The 18,395-nt window shown below is 74.3% G+C and carries 17 protein-coding genes; 11 read left to right on the forward strand and 6 right to left on the reverse strand.

Going from position 1 to position 18,395, the window contains the following annotated elements:
• Window positions 1–103 precede the first annotated feature (103 nt).
• The gene (locus ACIQUT_RS37615) at window positions 104–448 is read right to left on the reverse strand and encodes a YbaB/EbfC family nucleoid-associated protein (RefSeq protein ID WP_360632362.1); all 345 of its coding nucleotides are present in this window, start codon (window positions 446–448) and stop codon (window positions 104–106) included.
• A 256-nt stretch (window positions 449–704) separates the two neighbouring features.
• On the opposite strand from ACIQUT_RS37615, the gene ACIQUT_RS37620 reads away from it, so the two are divergent.
• On the forward strand, window positions 705–1,478 hold the full coding sequence (locus ACIQUT_RS37620) for an SLATT domain-containing protein (protein WP_403569896.1): 774 nt from the start codon (window positions 705–707) through the stop codon (window positions 1,476–1,478).
• A 122-nt stretch (window positions 1,479–1,600) separates the two neighbouring features.
• Here ACIQUT_RS37620 and ACIQUT_RS37625 read toward each other — a convergent pair whose 3' ends face one another.
• The 4 genes from ACIQUT_RS37625 to ACIQUT_RS37640 all read right to left on the reverse strand — a co-directional run bounded on the left by ACIQUT_RS37625 (window position 1,601) and on the right by ACIQUT_RS37640 (window position 7,197).
• Window positions 1,601–2,251 carry a hypothetical protein gene (locus ACIQUT_RS37625; RefSeq protein WP_403569897.1) on the reverse strand — a complete coding sequence of 217 codons (651 nt, stop codon included), beginning with the start codon at window positions 2,249–2,251 and terminating at the stop codon, window positions 1,601–1,603.
• A gap of 163 nt (window positions 2,252–2,414) precedes the next feature.
• A complete protein-coding gene (locus ACIQUT_RS37630; RefSeq protein ID WP_403569899.1) occupies window positions 2,415–5,012 on the reverse strand; it encodes a glycosyltransferase in 2,598 nt (865 codons plus the stop codon).
• Window positions 5,013–5,023: 11 nt separating this feature from the next.
• Window positions 5,024–5,704: a GntR family transcriptional regulator gene (locus tag ACIQUT_RS37635; RefSeq protein ID WP_403569901.1), complete on the reverse strand. Its 681-nt coding sequence runs from the start codon at window positions 5,702–5,704 to the stop codon at window positions 5,024–5,026.
• A gap of 128 nt (window positions 5,705–5,832) precedes the next feature.
• Window positions 5,833–7,197 carry an aspartate aminotransferase family protein gene (locus tag ACIQUT_RS37640; RefSeq protein ID WP_403569902.1) on the reverse strand — a complete coding sequence of 455 codons (1,365 nt, stop codon included), beginning with the start codon at window positions 7,195–7,197 and terminating at the stop codon, window positions 5,833–5,835.
• 202 nt (window positions 7,198–7,399) lie between these two features.
• Between ACIQUT_RS37640 and ACIQUT_RS37645 the strand changes: the two genes are divergently transcribed.
• The 3 genes from ACIQUT_RS37645 (at window position 7,400) to ACIQUT_RS37655 (ending at window position 9,600) form a co-directional block, all read left to right on the forward strand.
• Window positions 7,400–8,026 carry a DJ-1/PfpI family protein gene (locus tag ACIQUT_RS37645; protein ID WP_403569904.1) on the forward strand — a complete coding sequence of 209 codons (627 nt, stop codon included), beginning with the start codon at window positions 7,400–7,402 and terminating at the stop codon, window positions 8,024–8,026.
• Window positions 8,019–8,588, forward strand: coding sequence for a MarR family transcriptional regulator (locus tag ACIQUT_RS37650; protein WP_403569906.1), 570 nt, complete (start codon window positions 8,019–8,021; stop codon window positions 8,586–8,588). The genes ACIQUT_RS37645 and ACIQUT_RS37650 overlap by 8 nt, the downstream gene beginning before the upstream one ends.
• 373 nt (window positions 8,589–8,961) lie before the next feature.
• The gene (locus tag ACIQUT_RS37655) at window positions 8,962–9,600 is read left to right on the forward strand and encodes a LysE family translocator (RefSeq protein ID WP_403569907.1); all 639 of its coding nucleotides are present in this window, start codon (window positions 8,962–8,964) and stop codon (window positions 9,598–9,600) included.
• A gap of 117 nt (window positions 9,601–9,717) precedes the next feature.
• Here the strand turns inward: ACIQUT_RS37655 and ACIQUT_RS37660 are convergent, their stop codons facing one another.
• Window positions 9,718–10,203: an HIT family protein gene (locus ACIQUT_RS37660; protein ID WP_403569923.1), complete on the reverse strand. Its 486-nt coding sequence runs from the start codon at window positions 10,201–10,203 to the stop codon at window positions 9,718–9,720.
• A gap of 352 nt (window positions 10,204–10,555) precedes the next feature.
• Between ACIQUT_RS37660 and ACIQUT_RS37665 the strand changes: the two genes are divergently transcribed.
• From ACIQUT_RS37665 to ACIQUT_RS37695, 7 genes are all read left to right on the forward strand, one after another.
• A complete protein-coding gene (locus tag ACIQUT_RS37665; protein ID WP_403569908.1) occupies window positions 10,556–11,560 on the forward strand; it encodes an alpha/beta hydrolase in 1,005 nt (334 codons plus the stop codon).
• A complete protein-coding gene (locus ACIQUT_RS37670) occupies window positions 11,553–12,773 on the forward strand; it encodes an acyltransferase (RefSeq protein ID WP_403569910.1) in 1,221 nt (406 codons plus the stop codon). The genes ACIQUT_RS37665 and ACIQUT_RS37670 overlap by 8 nt, the downstream gene beginning before the upstream one ends.
• 10 nt (window positions 12,774–12,783) lie before the next feature.
• Window positions 12,784–14,112 (forward strand): sensor histidine kinase, encoded by a 1,329-nt coding sequence (locus ACIQUT_RS37675; protein WP_403569911.1) that lies wholly within the window; start codon window positions 12,784–12,786, stop codon window positions 14,110–14,112.
• Between the two features lie 8 nt (window positions 14,113–14,120).
• Window positions 14,121–14,801 carry a response regulator gene (locus ACIQUT_RS37680; RefSeq protein WP_403569913.1) on the forward strand — a complete coding sequence of 227 codons (681 nt, stop codon included), beginning with the start codon at window positions 14,121–14,123 and terminating at the stop codon, window positions 14,799–14,801.
• An 87-nt stretch (window positions 14,802–14,888) separates the two neighbouring features.
• On the forward strand, window positions 14,889–16,229 hold the full coding sequence (locus ACIQUT_RS37685; RefSeq protein ID WP_403569915.1) for a sensor histidine kinase: 1,341 nt from the start codon (window positions 14,889–14,891) through the stop codon (window positions 16,227–16,229).
• Window positions 16,226–16,885 (forward strand): response regulator, encoded by a 660-nt coding sequence (locus ACIQUT_RS37690; RefSeq protein ID WP_403569917.1) that lies wholly within the window; start codon window positions 16,226–16,228, stop codon window positions 16,883–16,885. The genes ACIQUT_RS37685 and ACIQUT_RS37690 overlap by 4 nt, the downstream gene beginning before the upstream one ends.
• Window positions 16,886–17,029: 144 nt before the next feature.
• On the forward strand, window positions 17,030–18,226 hold the full coding sequence (locus ACIQUT_RS37695) for a cytochrome P450 (protein WP_403569919.1): 1,197 nt from the start codon (window positions 17,030–17,032) through the stop codon (window positions 18,224–18,226).
• Window positions 18,227–18,395 lie beyond the last annotated feature (169 nt).

Raw genomic sequence — 18,395 nt, forward strand, 5'->3', positions numbered from 1 at the left:
CTGTTCTGCTCTGGATGGCTGATGGGGGCCGGGAGGCCTCGGGCGGGGGCCGGGGCCCCGGACGGGGCCGTGGGCCGTGGGCGGTGGCCCGGTGGGCGGGGGCCTAGAACGGCAGGCCGGGGATGCCGCTGCCGCCGCCCAGGCCCTGGGCGAGGGGGCCCAGCTTCTGCTGCTGGAGCGCCTGGGCGTTCTCGTTGGCCGCCTGGACGGCCGCGACGACCAGGTCGGCCAGGGTCTCGGTGTCCTCCGGGTCCACGGCCTTGGGGTCGATCACGAGTGCGCGCAGCTCACCGGAGCCGGTGACGGTGGCCTTGACGAGGCCGCCGCCCGCCTGGCCCTCCACCTCGGTGCGCGCCAGTTCCTCCTGGGCCGCCGCGAGGTCCTGCTGCATCTTCTGGGCCTGCTGGAGCAGCTGCTGCATGTTGGGCTGTCCGCCACCGGGAAACACAGGTCACTCTCTTCCGTACCGTCGGAACGCTTGGTCAATCCGAGCCTACGTGCTCACCGCGCGCAGCGCCCTACGCCGTGAGGACCAACTCTTTCGAGTGAGTGGCCGGGCGTGCGCGCCGCTGCCGGTGACCTTCTTGCGGGCGGAAATCCGGGGATTCTTCGCCCACCGGCTGTCATTCGAAGGTAGGAAGAGCATGCGCATCATTGCGCACACGCGCACCACCACACGTCAGCGCAGGCAGAGGGAGTGCCGGGTGAGCCAGCCGGAGATGCAGCCCGAGGGGCCACCCCGGGATCCCCTGGAACCCCGGGACTCCCCGGGATCCCGGGAGGAGGGCGGCGGGCCCATGGCGGCGGGCGATCTGACCGGCGGACCGTTCCCCCTCGGGGACTGGGGTGAGCCCGCCGAGCGGCTGGACGAGCTCTACCGTCGGGTCGAGGCGGATGCGCTGCGCACGGCGGAGTGGTACATGTCCGACCGCGCATGGAAGCGCAGGGGCGCGCGGATCCTGCGGGTGGGCGCCGCCGTGGGGGCGGTCGTGGGCGCCGCGATGCCGCTGCTGGAGCTCACCGGAGCCGCGCCGGGCGCCACCACCTACGGCTGCCTTTCGCTGCTGCTGGCCGCGGCCTGCGTGGCCTGCGACCGGTTCTTCGGCCTGACCTCGGGCTGGATGCGGGACGTCGCGACGGCCCAGGCGGTGCAGCGCCGGCTGCAGACCCTCCAGTTCGACTGGGCCTCGGAGAACGTACGGGAGGTCCTGGGCCCCACCGAGGGCACGGCGAGCGAGGCCGCGGAGCGCTGCCTGACGGTGCTGCGGCGGTTCTCGGAGGACGTGACCGAGCTCGTGCGCTCCGAGACCGCCGAGTGGATGCTGGAGTTCGGTTCGGGGCCCGCGCCGCTGGTGCTCCAGTCGCTGGGCGGCCCCGCCACCCGCCCCGAGGCCGGGGTCCCGCCGGCGCGGTTCCCGCTGCCGCCGGGGACCCGGCCCAACATGCCGCGGCAGCGGCCCCCGGAGCAGCCCCGCTGAAGCGGCACGTCCGGCCGGGCCGCGGTCGGCCGGGCCCTCGGGACAGCCGGGCTCCCGGCCCGCCGGTCAGCCGGTTCGCCGCTCAGCCGGGTTGCCGCGTCGCCGGGTCGCCGGGTCGCCGGTCAGCTGAAGATGATCATCGAGCCCTGGCCGAGGCTGCGGGTCGCGGCCGCGTGCAGGCCCAGCCACACGTGCCGCTCCCGGGCGAAGGGGCTGTCGTCGTACGGAACCGGACCCGCCGGCTCCTCCAGTGAGGTCGGCCGGCCCGGCGGGGCCGGAGCCACCGGCGGGTTCGCCGGATCGATCCCGATCGCCGGGGCCACCACCGCCAGCTCCCGCAGCAGGCCCTGCGCCGACCCCAGCGGCCCGCCCGCGGCCAGCAGCTCCTCGTTCGCCAGCGGCGCCGCGAAGTCCACCGGGACGTACGCCCCGGCGTGGTCGTAGTGCCACACCAGGTGCGACTGCTGGGCCGTGGCCTCGAACATCTCCAGCAGCTGCTCGTAGTCCCCGCCCAGCCCGTCCACCGGGGTCACCGGCAGCCCGCGGACCTGCAGCAGGTATGCCCGCCGCAGGAAGTGCAGGGCGTCGTAGTCGAAGCCGGCGACCGGGGCGACGTCCCCGCTGAGGCCCGGCATGTACGCGAACACCGGCACGGACGGCAGTCCGGCCTCGCCCAGCGCCCTGTCGTACGAGGCGATCTCTTCCGCGAAGGGGTTGTCGGGGCTGTGGCACAGCACGTCGACAAGGGGGACCAGCCACAGGTCACAGGCCACTCGGGCTCCGATCAGTCGTTGCCGCCGATGCCGTCAGCGTAATGCGCCGGACACCCTCCGCGAAGGCCTGCGCAGAACCCGGCCGAAGCCGGGCCCTGCGGCAGGCCGTTCCGCGCCCCTGCGGCGGGCCCTGCGGCGGCTGCGGCTGCAGCCATCGCTGCGGCTACGGCTGCGACTGCGACCCGCCCGGGAGCGAATCCGGCCGGGTGCCGACCCGCCACACCCACACGTCCAGCACCTGCTCCGGCTGCTGCCCCAACAGCTCGCTGATCAGGGCCTTCAGCTCGTCCGACCGGTCCTGGAACGGCAGCACCACGGCGCCCGCCTTCCAGTGCTCCAGGTCCTGCCGGGCCTGTTCCCGCCACTGCGGCGTCACCTCGGGCGGCGCGGCCCCGTAGCGGACGTCCCGCAGCAGGTTCGACAGGTGGCGCGGCGCGGCCCCGTAGATCCCGATCCGCTCGGGCCCCCACGGGCCGTTGAAGTAGCCCCCGGCGAGGCGGAAGCCGAAGTCCGCCTCGACCTGCCAGTGCAGGGCGTCGGCCTGGCCCGGGTCGGGCAGCGGTACCGGAACGAGCACCTCACCCTGGTTGACGTAGCGCTGCCACGCGCCCGAGGTGATGAACGCGGGCACCGGCGCACGGTCCCGTACCGCCAGCGGCAGCGGCAGGATCGGGATCAGCGCCGCCGCGACGGCCAGCAGGCCGACGGTGCGCAGTTCACGGGTGCGGGCCTGCGCGGCCCGGTCGAGCGCGAGGGCGACCAGGACGCCCAGGATCGGCGCGCACACCATCGCGACCCGGCCCTCGATCACCGACTCGAACAGCGGCATCCGCGCGAACAGCGCCCAGGGGCCGGGAAGCACCAGGTCGGTGCGCGGTACGGGCACCCGCGGCCCGAGGGACAGCAGCAGCGCCACGACCCCGGTGACCGCCAGCGCGCGGACGGCGGGGCGCCGCCACATCCACACGCACACGGCCGTGCCGAGGGCCAGCAGCGGCCAGCCGTAGAAGGCGTTCTGCTCGGTGGTGTTCAGCGAGAGGCGGCCCGCGGTCTCGGCGTCGCCGAACAGGGAGCGGGCGGCGTACTCGATCAGGGCGAGCGGGCTGTTGCCGGCGTTGTCCCCGTGCAGGACCGAGTGGTAGCTCTGCGGGCCGAAGAACTGCCAGGACAGCGGGAAGGCCAGCAGCGGCAGGCAGACGGCCAGGGCGATCCCCAGGCCGCGCAGGAGCGACGGCGCGGCGGCGAGGGCGCGGCGGCGGTCGACGGCGAGCCAGGCGAGGCAGTAGACCAGCATGCCGAGCGCGGCGATGAGCAGCGGCTCCTCGCCCAGGAAGATCTGGTACGTCGCGAACAGCCCGAGCAGCACCCCGTCCCGGACCACGTTCCGCCCCTCGGCGAGGCGCAGCGCCCGGTCGACGATCAGCGGGAGCATGAAGAGCACGACGAAGTTCGGGTGGCCGTTGGCGTGCGAGACCATCGGCGGCGCGAACGCGGCGAGCGCCCCGCCGACGGCCGCCGCCCAGCGGTTCGGCGTGCAGCGGCGGCGGATCAGCCAGTACCAGGTCCAGGCGCTGGCGGCCATGCCGAGGGTCAGGACCAGGGCGAACGTGACGGTCTCGCCGAACAGCAGCGTGACCGGGATGAGCGGCACGGTCAGGCCGAGCATCGTCGCGTTCGCCATCAGGTTCACGCCGTCGGGCATGCCCTGGGCGGTGGTGAAGAGCGGATTGCGCAGGTGGGCGATGTTGTCGGTGGCGACGCCGACGAACCACTCCCACTGGTTCTGGTCCTGGAGCGCGTCCTTCAGGTAGCGGCCGTCGAGGTCGGCCCACAGGCCGTGGAAGACGTAGAAGGAGAGGGCCAGGAAGACGGCGGCGACGGTGAGGCCGCCGGCGTTCAGGCCCAGCAGGTCCCCGAACGCCGCGCGCAGCCCGGCGGCGCTGCGGCGGCCCGGCGCCGGCCGGTCGGCCCGCGCCTCGGCGCGGCGGCGCACCGGAACCTCGACGACGGCCCCGGCACCGGCCCGGCGGCGCAGCAGGCGGGTGATCTCGGCGTCGACGGCCGGGCCGTCGAGGGTCGAGGCGGCGAAGGCGGCCCGCGCCCGGTCCCCGTCGAAGAGGGCGAAGGCGCAGGTGTCGGCGCGGAACCCGGGGATCCCGGGGATGCCGAGCGCCCGCACGAGGCGGCTCCCGGTCCGGCCGAGGACGGCGGCGGGGGAGCCGGGGCCGTCGGTGTCGGCGCCGGAGCCGGTGTCGGTGTCGGTGTCGGCGCCGGTGTCCGGGTCGGTTCCGAGGAGCCGTTCCAGCCGGTCCAGCTCGGCCGGCGGGGTGCCCAGCCCGGCATCGGTCAGCAGCACCCGCCGCCCGGCGGTGGCCGCCACCCCGGCGCGCAGCGCCGCGCCCTTGCCGCGGGGCCCGTCCAGCCGGATCAGCCGGATCCGGGGGTCGCCGGCGGCCGCGGCCCCGGCGGCGTCCGCGGTGTCGTCCGCGGAGCCGTCGTCGACGACGAGGAGCTCCCAGTCGCCGGTGCCGGTGCCGTGGCGGGCGTCGAGGTGCTCGCGGAGGGCGGCGACCGTCGCGCCGATGCGGTGCCCGTCGGCGCGGGCGGGGATCACGACGGACAGGCCGACCGATCCGGCCGCGCGCGGCACCGCTTCCGCGTCGATGGCGGTGCCGATGCCCGTGCCGGTAGCGGTGGCGGTGCCGACGCCCGTGCCGACGCCCGCGCCGGTACCGGTGCCCGTGCCCGTGTTCTGGTTCACGCCCGGGCCGGTCACAGGGCGACCGGCTTCAGCGTCGCGGCCCAGTCCAGGCTGTGCTGGTTGTAGGCGTGCACGAGGCGGCGTACCTCGTGGGCGTCCGCCAGCGCCACCGCGTCGACCAGCTCGTTGTGGCCCGACCACAGCCCGGCGTGCAGGTCCGGTGCCGCCTTCAGGTGCGGCACGGCGAAGGCCCAGCACTGCACGCGGATGCGGTGCAAGAACTCCGAGATGTACGTGTTGCCGACCAGCCCGCTCAGCTCCCTCCAGAAGCGCAGGTCGTAGCCGATCAGCACTTCGAGCGAGCCGCTCTGTGCGGCCCGGCACGCCTCCTCGGCCCGACGGCGCACCGACACCAGCATTTCGCCCGAGCCGGGCGCTGTGCCGCGCTCCACGAGCCGCCGGAAGATCCCGTCGACTATGAGCGTACGGGCCTCGATCATCCCCCGGAAGTCGTCCAGGGTGTAGACACGCACGCGGAAGCCCCGGTGCTGCACCGACTCCAGCAGTCCCTGGGCGGACAGGTCGACGAGCGCCTCGCGGACCGGGGTCGCGGAGACCCCGTACTGCTCGGCGATCTGTTTGACGGTGAACTCGGTGCCCGGAGGCAGGCGTCCCGCCAGCACCTCGTCGCGCAGCGCGTCGGCGATCTGCTGGCGAAGTGTGTTGCGGGTGACCGCGGCGCCGCCTGACATAAGGGTCCGTCTCCTTCGGTGAACTTCGGACACCTTAGGCCAGGCGGCGCGGCCGAAACCGTTCGATTCCGGGACGTTATGCGGATCTATACGTAGATACAGATCGCGTACGGGCCCGCAGCCGCCGTTCAGCCGGTCGTGGTGTACCGGTCCGCGACGGTCAGCGCCTCGTCGAGGAGCGCCAGGCCCTCCTTGGCCTCCGCCTCCGTGACGGTGCAGGGCGGGACGACGTGCACCCGGTTCATGTTGACGAAGGGCCACAGGCCCGAAGCCTTGCAGGCCGCCGCGAACTCGGCCATCGGCGCGTTGTCGGCGCCCGCGGCGTTGTACGGGACGAGCGGCTCCCGCGTCTCCCGGTCCCGTACGAGCTCCACGGCCCAGAACGCACCCAGGCCCCGGACCTCGCCGACCGACGGGTGCCGCTCGGCGATCTCGGCGAGCGCCGGGCCGATCACGTTCTGCCCGAGGTGGGCGGCGTGCTCGACGACGCCCTCCTCCGCCATGGTGGCGATGGTCGCCACGGCGGCGGCGCAGGCCAGGGGGTGCCCGGAGTACGTCAGCCCGCCCGGGTACGGCCGCCGGGCGAAGGTGTCGGCGATGGCGGCGGAGATGGCGACGCCGCCCAGGGGCACGTAGCCGCTGTTCACGCCCTTGGCGAAGGTGATCAGGTCGGGGGTGACGCCCCAGTGCTCGGCGGCGAACCACTTCCCGGTGCGCCCGAATCCGGCCATGACCTCGTCGAGGATGAAAACGATGCCGTGGCGGTCGCAGAGCTCGCGTACGCCGGCCAGGTAGCCGGCGGGCGGGACCATGATCCCGGCGGTGCCGGGGACCGTCTCGAGGATGATCGCGGCGATGGAGGCCGGCCCCTCGAAGGCGATGGTGTCCTCCAGGTGGCGCAGGGCGCGCGCGCACTCCTCGGCCTCGGTGGCGGCGTGGAACGGGGAGCGGTAGAGGAACGGCCCCCAGAAGTGCACGACCCCGGCCGCGCCGGTGTCGGACGGCCAGCGGCGCGGGTCGCCGGTCAGGTTGATCGCGGCGGCGGTGGCGCCGTGGTACGAGCGGTAGGTCGACAGCACCTTGGGGCGGCCGGTGTGCAGGCGGGCCATCCGCACGGCGTTCTCGACGGCCTCGGCGCCGCCGTTGGTGAAGAACACCTTGTCCAGGTCGCCGGGGGTGCGCTCGGCGACGAGCCGGGCGGCCTCGGAGCGGACGTCGACGGCGAAGCCGGGGGCCAGGGTGCACAGGCGGCCGGCCTGCTCCTGGATCGCGGCGACGACCTTGGGGTGCTGGTGGCCGATGTTGGTGTTCACCAGCTGGGAGGAGAAGTCGAGGTAGCGGCGGCCGTCGTAGTCCCAGAAGTACGAGCCCTCGGCCCCGGCGACGGCGAGCGGGTCGATGAGCTCCTGCGCGGACCAGGAGTGGAAGACGTGCTTGCGGTCGGCGGCCTTGACGGCGACTCCGTCCGCGTCGAGGGGGAGGTGAGGGGTCATGCGGCCACGCTAGAAGTATGCAGGTCGGAGGGGTATCGGCGGACTGTATGGACCCTGGCCCCACCCCTCGGCAGTCTGTCGCCCGCCCCATTTCGCCGACAGCAAGCGAACAGCCCATTGGCATTGACAGCACACTGTCGAGATGACAGCCTACTGCCACAAGGCGCCGAGGCGCTGACCCTTCCGGCAAGGAGGCAATCCCATGACGACGTCACCGAAGCGGATCCACCTGGCGGTCTACGACACGTACGCGGACTGGGAGACCGGCCACACCACCGCCCACCTGACCCAGCGCGGCCACCGGATCCGCACGGTCGGCCCCACCGCGGAGCAGCCGGTCACCACCATGGGCGGCATCCGCATCCAGCCCGACATGGCCCTCGCCGACCTCTCCCCCGAGGACTCGTCCCTCCTGATCCTGACGGGCGCCTCCCTGTGGGACACCGGCGACGACCTGGCGCCGTTCGCGGCGAAGGCGCGGGAGTTCCTGGCGGCCGGGGTGCCGGTCGCGGCGATCTGCGGCGCCACGGCCGGCCTGGCCCGCGCGGGCCTGCTGGACGACCGCGCCCACACCAGTGCGGCCGCCGCGTACCTGGACGTGCAGCCGGGCTACGCGGGCGCCGGGCGGTACGTGGAGGCCGACGCCGTCACGGACGGCATCCTGATCACGGCGGGGCCGACCGAGCCCGTGGCCTTCGCCCGGGAGGTCTTCGCCCTGCTCGGCGCGTACAAGCCGGACGTCCTCGACGCGTGGTACCGCCTGTTCCACGACTCCGACGAGACCGCCTTCCCGGTCCTCATGGCAGCAGCGGAACGCGGCGATGCCTGAGCCGACGGGTCCGGGTCCGGAGACGGACCCGGAGACGGACCCGGAGACGGATCCAAACCCGGACCCGGAGACGGAGACGGAGTCGGCAGGGGAACCCCTGTCGCTGCGCGCCCGCCAGGACCTGCTCAGCCGCACCGCCCTCGGCGTGTTCGGCCTGAACGGGCGCTTCCTCGCCCTGTCGGAGGAGCTGGCCCGGCCGGCCGGGCTGACGGCGGCACGGTGGCAGGTGCTGGGCGCGGTCCTGGGGGAACCCCTGCCGGTGGCGGGCATCGCCCGCGCCATGGGCATCACCCGGCAGAGCGTCCAGCGCGTCGCGGACCTGCTGGCCGCCCAGGGCCTCGCGGAGTACGTACCCAACCCGGCACATCGGCGCGCGAAGCTGCTCCGCCCGACGGAGGCGGGCCGCGCCGCGATCGCCCGCATCAACCCGGGCCACGCCGCCCTGGCCACCGCCCTGGCGGAGCGCCTCGGCGACGCCGCGTTCCGCGAAACGGTCGCCGCCCTCGACCGCCTCACCGCCGCCCTGGACACCCTCCCGCCCCTTACCCCCACCAACACATAGGACACGCCCCCGCCACCGCATCGCCCAACGCCTGGAGCGGCGCCCCGCACCATTCCAACCCGGCCGGCACAATTCCAACCCGGCCGGCACCATTCCAACCCGGCCCGCGCCGCTCCAGCCCGGCCCGCACCATTCCAACCCGGCCGGCACAATTCCAGCCTCGCCGGCGTTTGAGGCGCGGGGCCCGGGGCAGAGCCCCGAAACCCCCGGCCCCGCCCTGCTGCCCGGACCGGGTGCCGGGGCTCGCTCCGCACCGGGTCCGGGGCGGAGCCCCGGGGAACGGGGGAAGGGCGGGGCGGGGAGAAGGCCCCGCGCAGCGGCAGCCCACCCGCAAGACCCTCCGCGCCCGCAGCCCGGTGGCACACTGAGCCGCGTGCTCACGCAACTCCTCACCGCGACCGGCGTCCTGGCACTCCTGACCCTCGTCCCCGGCCCCGACATGGCCATCGTGACCAGGCGTGCCGTCGCCCGCGGCCGCGCCGACGGCCTGCGCACCGTGGCGGGGATCACGGCGGGCCTGCTCCTGTGGGGCGTGCTCACCGTGGCCGGCCTGGCCGCGCTGCTCGCCGCCTCGGCCGAGGTGTACCTCGTGGTGAAGCTGGCGGGTGCCGCCTACCTCTGCTTCCTCGGCGTCCAGTCCCTGCGCCGACCGGGCGCGCCTCCGGCCCCCGAAGCCCCCGCGGCCCCCGCCGCCCGCGCGGGCACCGGCAGCCGGCCCGCCGCCGACGCCTGGCGCACCGGCCTCGTCAGCAACGCCCTCAACCCCAAGATCGCCGTGTTCTACACCGGCCTGCTGCCCGCCCTCGCCCCGTCCGGCCTGCGCCCGGCGGCGGGCATGGCCTTGCTGGTGCTGATCCACGTCCTGCTGACGGTGGCCTGGCTGGGCACGTACGTGTACGTCCTGTCCCGCGCCCGGCGGTTCTTCGGCAGGCCGCGCGTGCGCCGGGCGCCGGACCGGGTGACCGGGGTGGTCCTGATCGGCTTCGGCATCCGGGTGGCGACCACCCCGTAGCCCCGCCCCGGCCCGGTGCGGCTGCCCGGCACGCCCCGGCCCGGCCCGGCGCGGGCGCGGCCCACCCGGCGCGGCCCGCACGGCGCGGCCCGCACGGCCCTCCCGCCCCGCGCCCGGTCAGTCGGCCTCGCTGCCGCCCAGCCGGTCGAGTTCCTCGCCGATGGCCGTGCGCAGCCCGTCGTGACGGGGGCCGAGCTCGTACTCGCTGCCTCTCCAGTACTGCTCCTCGTACAGCCAGACGGGCAGCTGGACCAGGTCGGCGGGCTCCCAGTCGTAGCGGGGCCAGATGTGGGCGTGGAGGTAGGGGTCCTTGTTGCCCAGGATCTCGATGTTCACCCGGCGGAAGGCCGGGTCGAGCCGCCGGCAGGCCCGCTCGACGGCCTCGGCGAGCCGCTCCACGTCGCCGAGGTACGCGGTCCTGCGCGCCCGGGGCAGGTCGGAGAGCCGGGTCACCGACGGGTCGTCGGTCAGGAGCACCGAGTACCCGGGGAGGAACTGCCGGTCTCCGATCACGGCGAAGCTCTGGTCGAGGCGGCGCAGCACGGTCGGGTTCTCACCGCGGTGTGCGCTGCCTATGCGGTCGTTGCGCCAGTCGTTGTCGATCACACCCGCCACCGTAGCGACCGTCCCCGAACCGCCTCCAGGCCTCCGCCGGACCGCCGGCGGACCGCCGGCGGCAAGTCCGCGACCTTCGAAGGGACTTGGAGCCCGCCCCGGGGATGCAGCCCCGGGGATGATCCACACCCCCTCCCGAACAGCCTTTTCTGGCTCTCAGGTTGCCCCTGTCATACCTGAGAGCTATGCGCGAAGGCGGCTCCCCAGCGGGACGCCAACCATGCCCTCCGATTCCTAACTTCGATACCAGAAAGCGCAGAAGAGCCGGCCGCCGACCGCAGGCCGCTCGGAGGAGCCGATGGGCGCCGCGCGCCGGCAGCGAAGGAGCAGGGGGACCGCCATGACCCGCCTCGAAGGACGCCCCGGAGAAGGACGCCTCGGAGAAGGCTCTGGAGGACGCCGCACCGCAGGCCGCCTGCGCGGCCGTCTGCGCCGCACCCTGCTGGCGGGCCTCGTCGCCGCGGCCGTGGCCGTCCCCGTGTCCGCCGCCGCCTCCCCGGACGTGCCGGCGCCGATACCGGCGGCGCTCGCCGAAGGGGCCGCGCCCCGGGAGGCGTACGCCGCGAACCTCGCCAACCTCGCCGAGGCGGCCCGCATGGCCCGGGACGCCGGCCGCACCGGCCGCGCCGACCGGCTCCACGCCATGGAGGCGGAGGGGACCGCCCGGTTCCTCGCCTTCGACGGCCGGGGCAGGGGGCGTGCCGTCGAGGTGTTCGGCGACCTGGAGACCGCCGACCGGATCACCGTCCTGGTGCCCGGCTCCGACACCACCCTGGACACCTACCAGCGGTTCCGGTCCGGGGCGGTCGCCCTGCAGCAGCGCCTGACGGCCGAGCATGCCCGCTCCGCCGTGGTGGCCTGGCTCGGGTACGACACGCCCGGCACGGTCAGCGCGACCGTGCTCACCGCCGGCCGGGCGCAGGAGGCCGCGGCCGAACTGGCGCCGTTCCTCCGCCGCTTGGAGCAGGCCTCCGTTCCGGGGGCCCGGCTCTCCCTCCTGTGCCACTCCTACGGCTCGGTGGTCTGCGCCCGTACGGCCACCGGGCCCAAGGTCGGCGACATCGCCCTGTTCGGCAGCCCGGGCACGGGCGCGGCCTCCGCCGCCGAACTGCCCACCGGTGCCCGGGTCTGGGCCGGCCGCGGTGGCGACGACTGGATCGGGCGGGTCCCGCACGTCCGTATCGGCGCGGTCGGGTTCGGCACGGATCCCGTCGCCCCCGCCTTCGGCGCCCGGGCGTTCGCGGCCGGGCCGGGCGGGCACAGCGACTACCTGAAGCCCGGGACCGAGTCCCTCGACAGCCTGGCCCGCATCGTCCTCGGCACTTTGGAGGCCCCCCGTGCGTAAGCTCCGCGCCCGCTGGTCCGTCCTCGCCGACCGGGTGGACGCGTCCACGCCCGCCGGCCGGGACCGGACCGTGGACGCGCTGCGGGCCTTCGCCATCCTCGGGGTGGTGCTGGGGCACTGGCTGGTCACCGCGCTGACCACCACCGCCGACGGCGGCCTGAGCACCACCAGCCCGCTGTCCCGTATGCCCTGGCTGGCGCCGGTGTCCTGGGTGTTCCAAACGCTGGCCGTGTTCTTCCTGGTCGGCGGGCATCTCGCGGCCCGCGGACATGCGGCGGCGCGGGAGCGCGGGGTGCCGTACGGCGCGTGGGTCGGGCAGCGCCTGTCGCGGCTGTTCCGGCCGGTCGCCGCGGTGCTGGCCGTGTGGGCCGTCGCCGGGGCCGGGATGCTGCTGGGCGGGGCGGAGCAGAAGACCGTGCACGCGCTGCTCCGGCTCGTCCTCTCCCCGCTGTGGTTCCTCCTCGTCTTCGCCGCGCTCACTGCCGCCACCCCGCTCGTGGCCCGGGTCAACCCGCTGTGGCCGCTGGCCGTGGTGGCGGGCGTGGACGTGTGGCGGTTCGGGCAGGGCGGGCCCGAGTGGGTCGGCTGGGTGAACGTGGCCGCAGGCTGGCTCGTCCCCTACACGCTGGGCGCGGCCTGGTCCCGGGGGGCGTTCGCCCGGCGCACCCCGGCCGCACTGCTGCTGGGCGGGGGTGCGGCCGGGACCGCCGCGCTGGTCCTGTGGGGCGGGTACCCGGCGTCCATGGTCGGTGTTCCGGGAGCGGAGGTGTCGAACCTGAACCCGCCGACCCTGGCCGCGGCCGCCTTCGGCCTCGCCCAGTGCGGGCTGGCCCTGCTGCTGCGGGAGCCGGTGGCCCGGGCCATGCGGCGGCCCCGCGTGTGGGCGGCGGTGGCGCTGGCGAACCTGTCCGCGATGACGATCTTCCTGTGGCACCAGACCGCGATGATGGCCGTCACCACGCTCGGCATGCTGGCCCCCGCCGACCTGCCCGGGCTGCACACCGTCCCCGACTCGCCGCTGTGGATACCCGCCCGGCTGCTGTGGCTGCCGGTCTTCGCCGCCGCGCTGGCCGTGTGCTGGAGCGCGTTCCGCGCGTACGAGCAGGCCAGGCGGCCCCGGCGGGGCACCGGCGCCCCTTCCCGGACGGTCGCGGGCTCCGCCGTGCCGACCTCCGGACGGCCGGCGGCCGAAGAGGTGATCACCCATGCCTAGGCTGGGCGCCGTGAACGACCAGAGCGAGCACCCGGCAGCCCCCGTGGTCCGGACACCCGGCGGAGCCGTCGGCCCGGCCGCGCGGGGCCGGGGCCTGTTGCGTACCGTGGCGCTGGACCTCTTCACCCTGGAGCGGAACCCGCTGCCCAGGTTGTCCCGGCCTCGCTGGCTCGCCTGGCTGCCCCACATCGCCGTCGCCTACGTCGCGGTGTTCTTCACGTTCCTGACCACCGAACAGATGGGCGACCGCTACCACGTCACCGGCGGCTACCCGCTGGTGGCGGGGCTGGCGACCGGCGCGTCGATCCTGCTCGCGATGTTCCGCCCCGTCGCCGCCTGGTGGCTCGCCCTGCTGGCCGCGGGCCTGGTCGCGACGCACATCCACGACCACGTCGGCGTCGGGCAGTCCTGGCCCTGGCCACCGAGCGGGATGGTCGCCTTCGCCGTGGTGCTGCTGCTGGCCGCCCTGCGGGTGCCGCCGCGGGTGACCGTGATCATCGTCGCCGTCCCCGTCGTCCTCACCGGGCTGGCCGAGCTCGCCCTGCAGCCGAAACACGGCGAGAGCTTCATCCTGGGCGTCCTGCTCCTCTTCAGCTTCGTCGGCGTGCTCGGGTACGCCCTGCGCGCGACCCGGCTGGCCCGTACCAGGCTCGTCGAGCAGGAGACGCTCACCGAGGAGGAGCGCGCCCAGCGCACCCTGCTGGAGGAGCGCAGCCGCATCGCCCGCGAACTGCACGACGTCGTCGCCCACCACATGTCGGTGATCTCCATCCAGGCGCAGGTCGCCCCGCACCTGGTCGAGAACCCTTCCGAGGAGCTCAAGGAGAACCTGGCGGGCATCCGGGAGAACGCGCTGGAGGCGCTGACGGAGCTGCGCCGGGTGCTGGGCGTGCTGCGCTCCGAGCATCCCGACGACCCGGCCAACCCCCACCACCCGCAGCCCACGCTCGCCGAACTGGACGGCCTCGTCGACAACGTGCGGGGCGCGGGCCTGACCGTCACCACCGAGATCGCGGGGATACGGCGGCCGCTGGCGCCGGGCGTCGAGCTGACCGCGTACCGGATCGTGCAGGAGGCGCTGAGCAACTGCCTGCGCCACGCGCCCGGTTCACGGGTCGAGGTGGGTATCGCGTACGGGCCGCAGGAGCTGCACCTGTGCATCGCCAACACCGCCCCGACCCGCCCGGTACCGCCCTCGCAGGGGGCGGGGCACGGGCTGCTCGGGATGCGGGAGCGGGCGGGCATGCTGGGGGGCGAGCTGGCCGCAGGTCCGCGGCCCGGCGGAGGGTACGAGGTGAGCGCCGTGCTGCCCATGGATCCCGCGACGAAGAAGGGCTGAACAGAACGATGACGACGCCGGCCGACCCGATCCGGGTCATGATCGCCGACGACCAGATGATGGTCCGGCAGGGTTTCACCGTCCTCCTGAACGCGCAGCCGGACATAGAGGTCGTCGGGCAGGCCGTGGACGGCGCCGACGCGGTGGCGAAGACCGCCGAACTCGGGCCGGACGTGGTCCTGATGGACATCCGGATGCCCGGCATGGGCGGCATCGAGGCGACGTCCGCCATCACCGCGGCCACGGGCTCCGCCGTGAAGGTGCTGGTGCTGACCACCTTCGACCTCGACGAGTACGTGTACGAGGCGCTGCGCGCCGGGGCCTCCGGCTTCCTGCTGAAGGACGCCTCGGCCGACCAGCTCGCGGAGGCGGTGCGCGTGGTGGCGGCCGGGGAGGCACTGCTGTCCCCGAACATCACCAAGCGGCTGATCACCGAGTTCTCCCGGCTGGGGGCGCCGCGGGCGCCGTCGAAGGCGCGGATCGCGGAGCTGACGGAGCGGGAGACCGAGGTCCTGGCGCTGATCGCGCAGGGCCTGTCCAATGCGGAGATCGCGGCGCGGCTGGTGGTCGCCGAGCAGACGGTGAAAACCCATGTGGGCCGGATCCTGGTGAAGCTGGGGCTGCGCGACCGCACGCAGGCGGCGGTGTTCGCGTACGAGTCGGGTCTGGTCCGTCCGGCGGGCTACTGAGGGCCGCGCGTAGTACCTGAGAGGGAGGCCCGCAGATCCCCTTCGGCGGCGACGCGGACGACGGGGAGGGCGACCTACCGTGGGGGCATGACCGAGACGACCACATCCGGGGCGCCGCCCCGGTCCCCCGAGTTCCGGCTGGCTTCCGACCTGCTGCACGGCCTGCGCGAGGACCTGGTGACGGATGCGTTCGCGTACCGGCCGCTGCCGCCGATGCGCACGGACGGCCTGCTCGTGCGCTGGCTCCCGCAGCGGATACGCAGGCGGTCGGCGCACCTGCCGCATGCCGTGGTGGGCGCGGTGGCCCTGTTCGTGCTGCTGCTCGCCTCGACCGGCAGCGGCACCGACTGGGCGCTCGGCAGTCTCGTGGTGGGGCTGGTGGCGGCCGCGCCGGTCCTGATGACGCTGGTCCGTCCCGTGGGGGCGTTCTGGGCGGGGCTGTTGGCCACCGGGGTGCTCTCGCTGGCCGGCGCGGACGCGGGCATATGGCCCCGGTCGCCGGGCGCCTTCGTCATGTACCTGTTCGTGGTGACCGTGGTGGCGCTGCGGACCCGGCCCCGGGCCGCCGGCTGGATGTGGCTGATCACCCTGTTCGTCGGGATGGTGCTTTCCGCCCTGCTCGGGCTGGGCGAGCCGGACCATGTGGCGCCGATGGCCTTCCTGCTGGCGGTGTCCCTGCTGGCGGTGACGGTCCGCCACGTCCGCAGGGAGGCCGCACAGGAGGTCAGCGCGCAGCAGGAGGTCACGGCTGTCGAGCGGGACCGGCGCACCCTGCTGGAGGAGCGCACGACGATCGCGCGCGAGCTGCACGACGTGGTGGCGCACCACATGTCGGTGGTGGCGATCCAGGCGGAGGCCGCGCCGTACCGGGTGAAGAACCCGCCGCCGGAGCTGGAGGCCGCGTTCGCGACGATCCGGGAGAACGCGGTGGCGGCGCTGACGGAGCTGCGCCGGGTGCTGGGTGTGGTCCGCTCCGCGGACTACGAGGCGCCCGACGCGCCGCAGCCGACGCTGGCCTCGCTGGAAGGGCTGCTGGCCAATGTGCGCGATGCCGGGCTGAGCGTGGAGAAGACCGTGACGGGCGCGGTGCGGGAGCTGCCGCAGGGCGTCGAGCTGTCGGCGTACCGGATCATCCAGGAGGCGCTGAGCAACACGCTGCGCCATGCCCCGGGGGCGGCGGCCGGGGTCGAGGTCAGCTATGTACTGGGCGGGCTGGGCATACGGGTGGTCAACGGGAGGCCGACCGGGGACGTGCGGCCCTCGCCCGGCGCCGGGCACGGGATCACGGGGATGCGGGAGCGGGTGGCCATGCTGGAGGGGGAGATGACGGCCGGAACGACGGAAGCAGGAGGGTACGAGGTGGCGGTGTTCATACCGGTGCGGGGGCGGCAGGAGCCGGTCCAGGACACGGTGCAGGCCCCGGCATGACGATCAGGGTGCTCATCGTCGACGACCAGATGATGGTCAGGGAGGGCTTCTCCGTCCTGCTGAACGCGATGGACGGGATCGAGGTCGTCGGGGAGGCCGTCGACGGCCGCGAGGCCATCGACCGGGTCGCGGCGCTGCGGCCGGACGTGGTGCTGATGGACATCCGGATGCCGGTGTTGAACGGGCTGGAGGCGACCCGGGAGATCGTCGCCGCGGACACGGACGCGAAGGTGCTGGTCCTGACGACCTTCGACCTCGACGAGTACGTGTACCAGGCCCTGCGGGCCGGGGCCTCCGGGTTCCTCCTCAAGGACGCCTCGGCCCGGCAACTCGCCGAGGGTGTGCGGGTGGTGGCCTCCGGGGAGGCGCTGCTGGCGCCGACGGTCACCAAGCGGCTGATCCTGGAGTTCTCGAAGCTGTCGGCGGCGCCGCGGCTCTCCGGTTCGGCGGCGGTCGAGGCCCTGACGGAGCGGGAGACGGAGGTGCTGGTCCTGATCGCGCAGGGACTGTCCAATGCGGAGATCGCGGACCGGCTGGTGGTCGCCGAGTCCACCATCAAGACGCATGTGAGCCGGATCCTGGTGAAGCTGGGCCTGCGGGACCGGACGCAGGCGGCCGTGTTCGCATACGAGACGCGCCTTGTGACCCCGGCGTAGCGGTGCCCGGCGCCGCGGCGGAGTCGACCGGCGTTCGGCAGCGCCCCGAAGGGGCGCGGGGAACCGCACGGCCGGCCGCAACCGGGCCGCAGGCGATCGCCGGCTCCATCGCGGCACCTCCCGCGGAGCGCCTACGCTGCGGAGATGGGCTTTGATCCGTGGGATGCCGAGTTCGTCGCCGATCCGTACCCCGCCTACCGGGAGCTGCGCGCGCAGGGCCGGGCGATCTGGTGGGAGGCCACCGGGCAGTGGCTGGTGCCGCACTACGCCGACGTGAGCGCGCTGTTGCGCGACCGGCGGCTGGGGCGGACGTATCTCCACCGGTTCTCGCACGAGGAGTTCGGGCGGGAGGCTCCGCCGCCGGAGCACGAACCGTTCCATGTGCTCAACGGGAACGGCCTGTTGGACCTGGAGGATCCGGCGCACGGCCGGGTGCGGCGCCTGGTGTCTAAGGCGTTCACCCCGCGGACGGTGGAGCGGCTCGCGCCGGCCGTGGAGCGGCTCGCGGGAGAGCTGGTGGGGCGGCTGCTCGCGGACGGCGGCGGGGACCTGCTCACCGTCGTGGCCGAGCCCCTGCCGGTGGCGGTGATCGCGGAGCTGCTGGGGGTACCGGAGGCAGACCGGGGGCTGCTGCGGCCGTGGTCGGCGGACATCTGCGGGATGTTCGAGCTGCGGCCGGACGAGGAGACGGCGCGGCGGGCGGTCCGGGCGAGCGTGGAGTTCAGCGCCTATCTGCGGGAGCTGATCGCCGAGCGGCGGGGGCGGCCCGGCGAGGACCTGATCTCCGGGCTGATCGCCGCCCACGACGAGGAGGGGCGGCTCAGCGAACAGGAGATGATCTCCACCTGTGTGCTGCTGCTGAACGCGGGGCACGAGGCGACCGTGAACACCACCGTCAACGGCTGGTGGACCCTGTTCCGGAACCCGGATCACCTGGCCGGGCTCCGTCCCGAAAAGTTGTCCACAGCTGTGGATGAACTGATGCGCTACGACACACCCCTGCAGATGTTCGAGCGGTGGGTCCTCGACGACGTCCGGGTCGGGGACACGGTCATCCCCCGCGGGGCGGAGGTCGCCCTGCTGTTCGGCTCGGCGAACCGGGACCCGTCCCGCTTCGAGGACCCTGACGTGCTGGACCTGTCCCGCACGGACAATCCCCACCTGAGCTTCGGCGCGGGCATCCACTACTGCCTGGGTGCCCCGCTCGCCCGCCGCGAGCTGACGGCGTCCTTCGGCGCCTTCCTGGCCGACGGCGTCCCGCCGCTGAAGCTCGTCCGCGAACCCGAGTGGCAGCCGGGCTACGTCATCCGCGGCCTGCGCGAACTCCTCGTCGAGTTCTGACGGGAGCACCGGACCGGGGGGGGGGGGCCCCCCCCGGGGCCGGGGGGGGGGGGGGGGGGGGGGGGGGGGGGGGGGCGTTCGACGTAGTGGCGGTCCGGGGCGAAGGGGTAGGCCGGCAGGGAGAGCCGCCGGTGCCGGGCGGGCGGGCTGACCGCGGCCCAGTCCACCG

Source organism: Streptomyces sp. NPDC090445, assembly GCF_044769385.1.
Classification (GTDB): domain Bacteria; phylum Actinomycetota; class Actinomycetes; order Streptomycetales; family Streptomycetaceae; genus Streptomyces.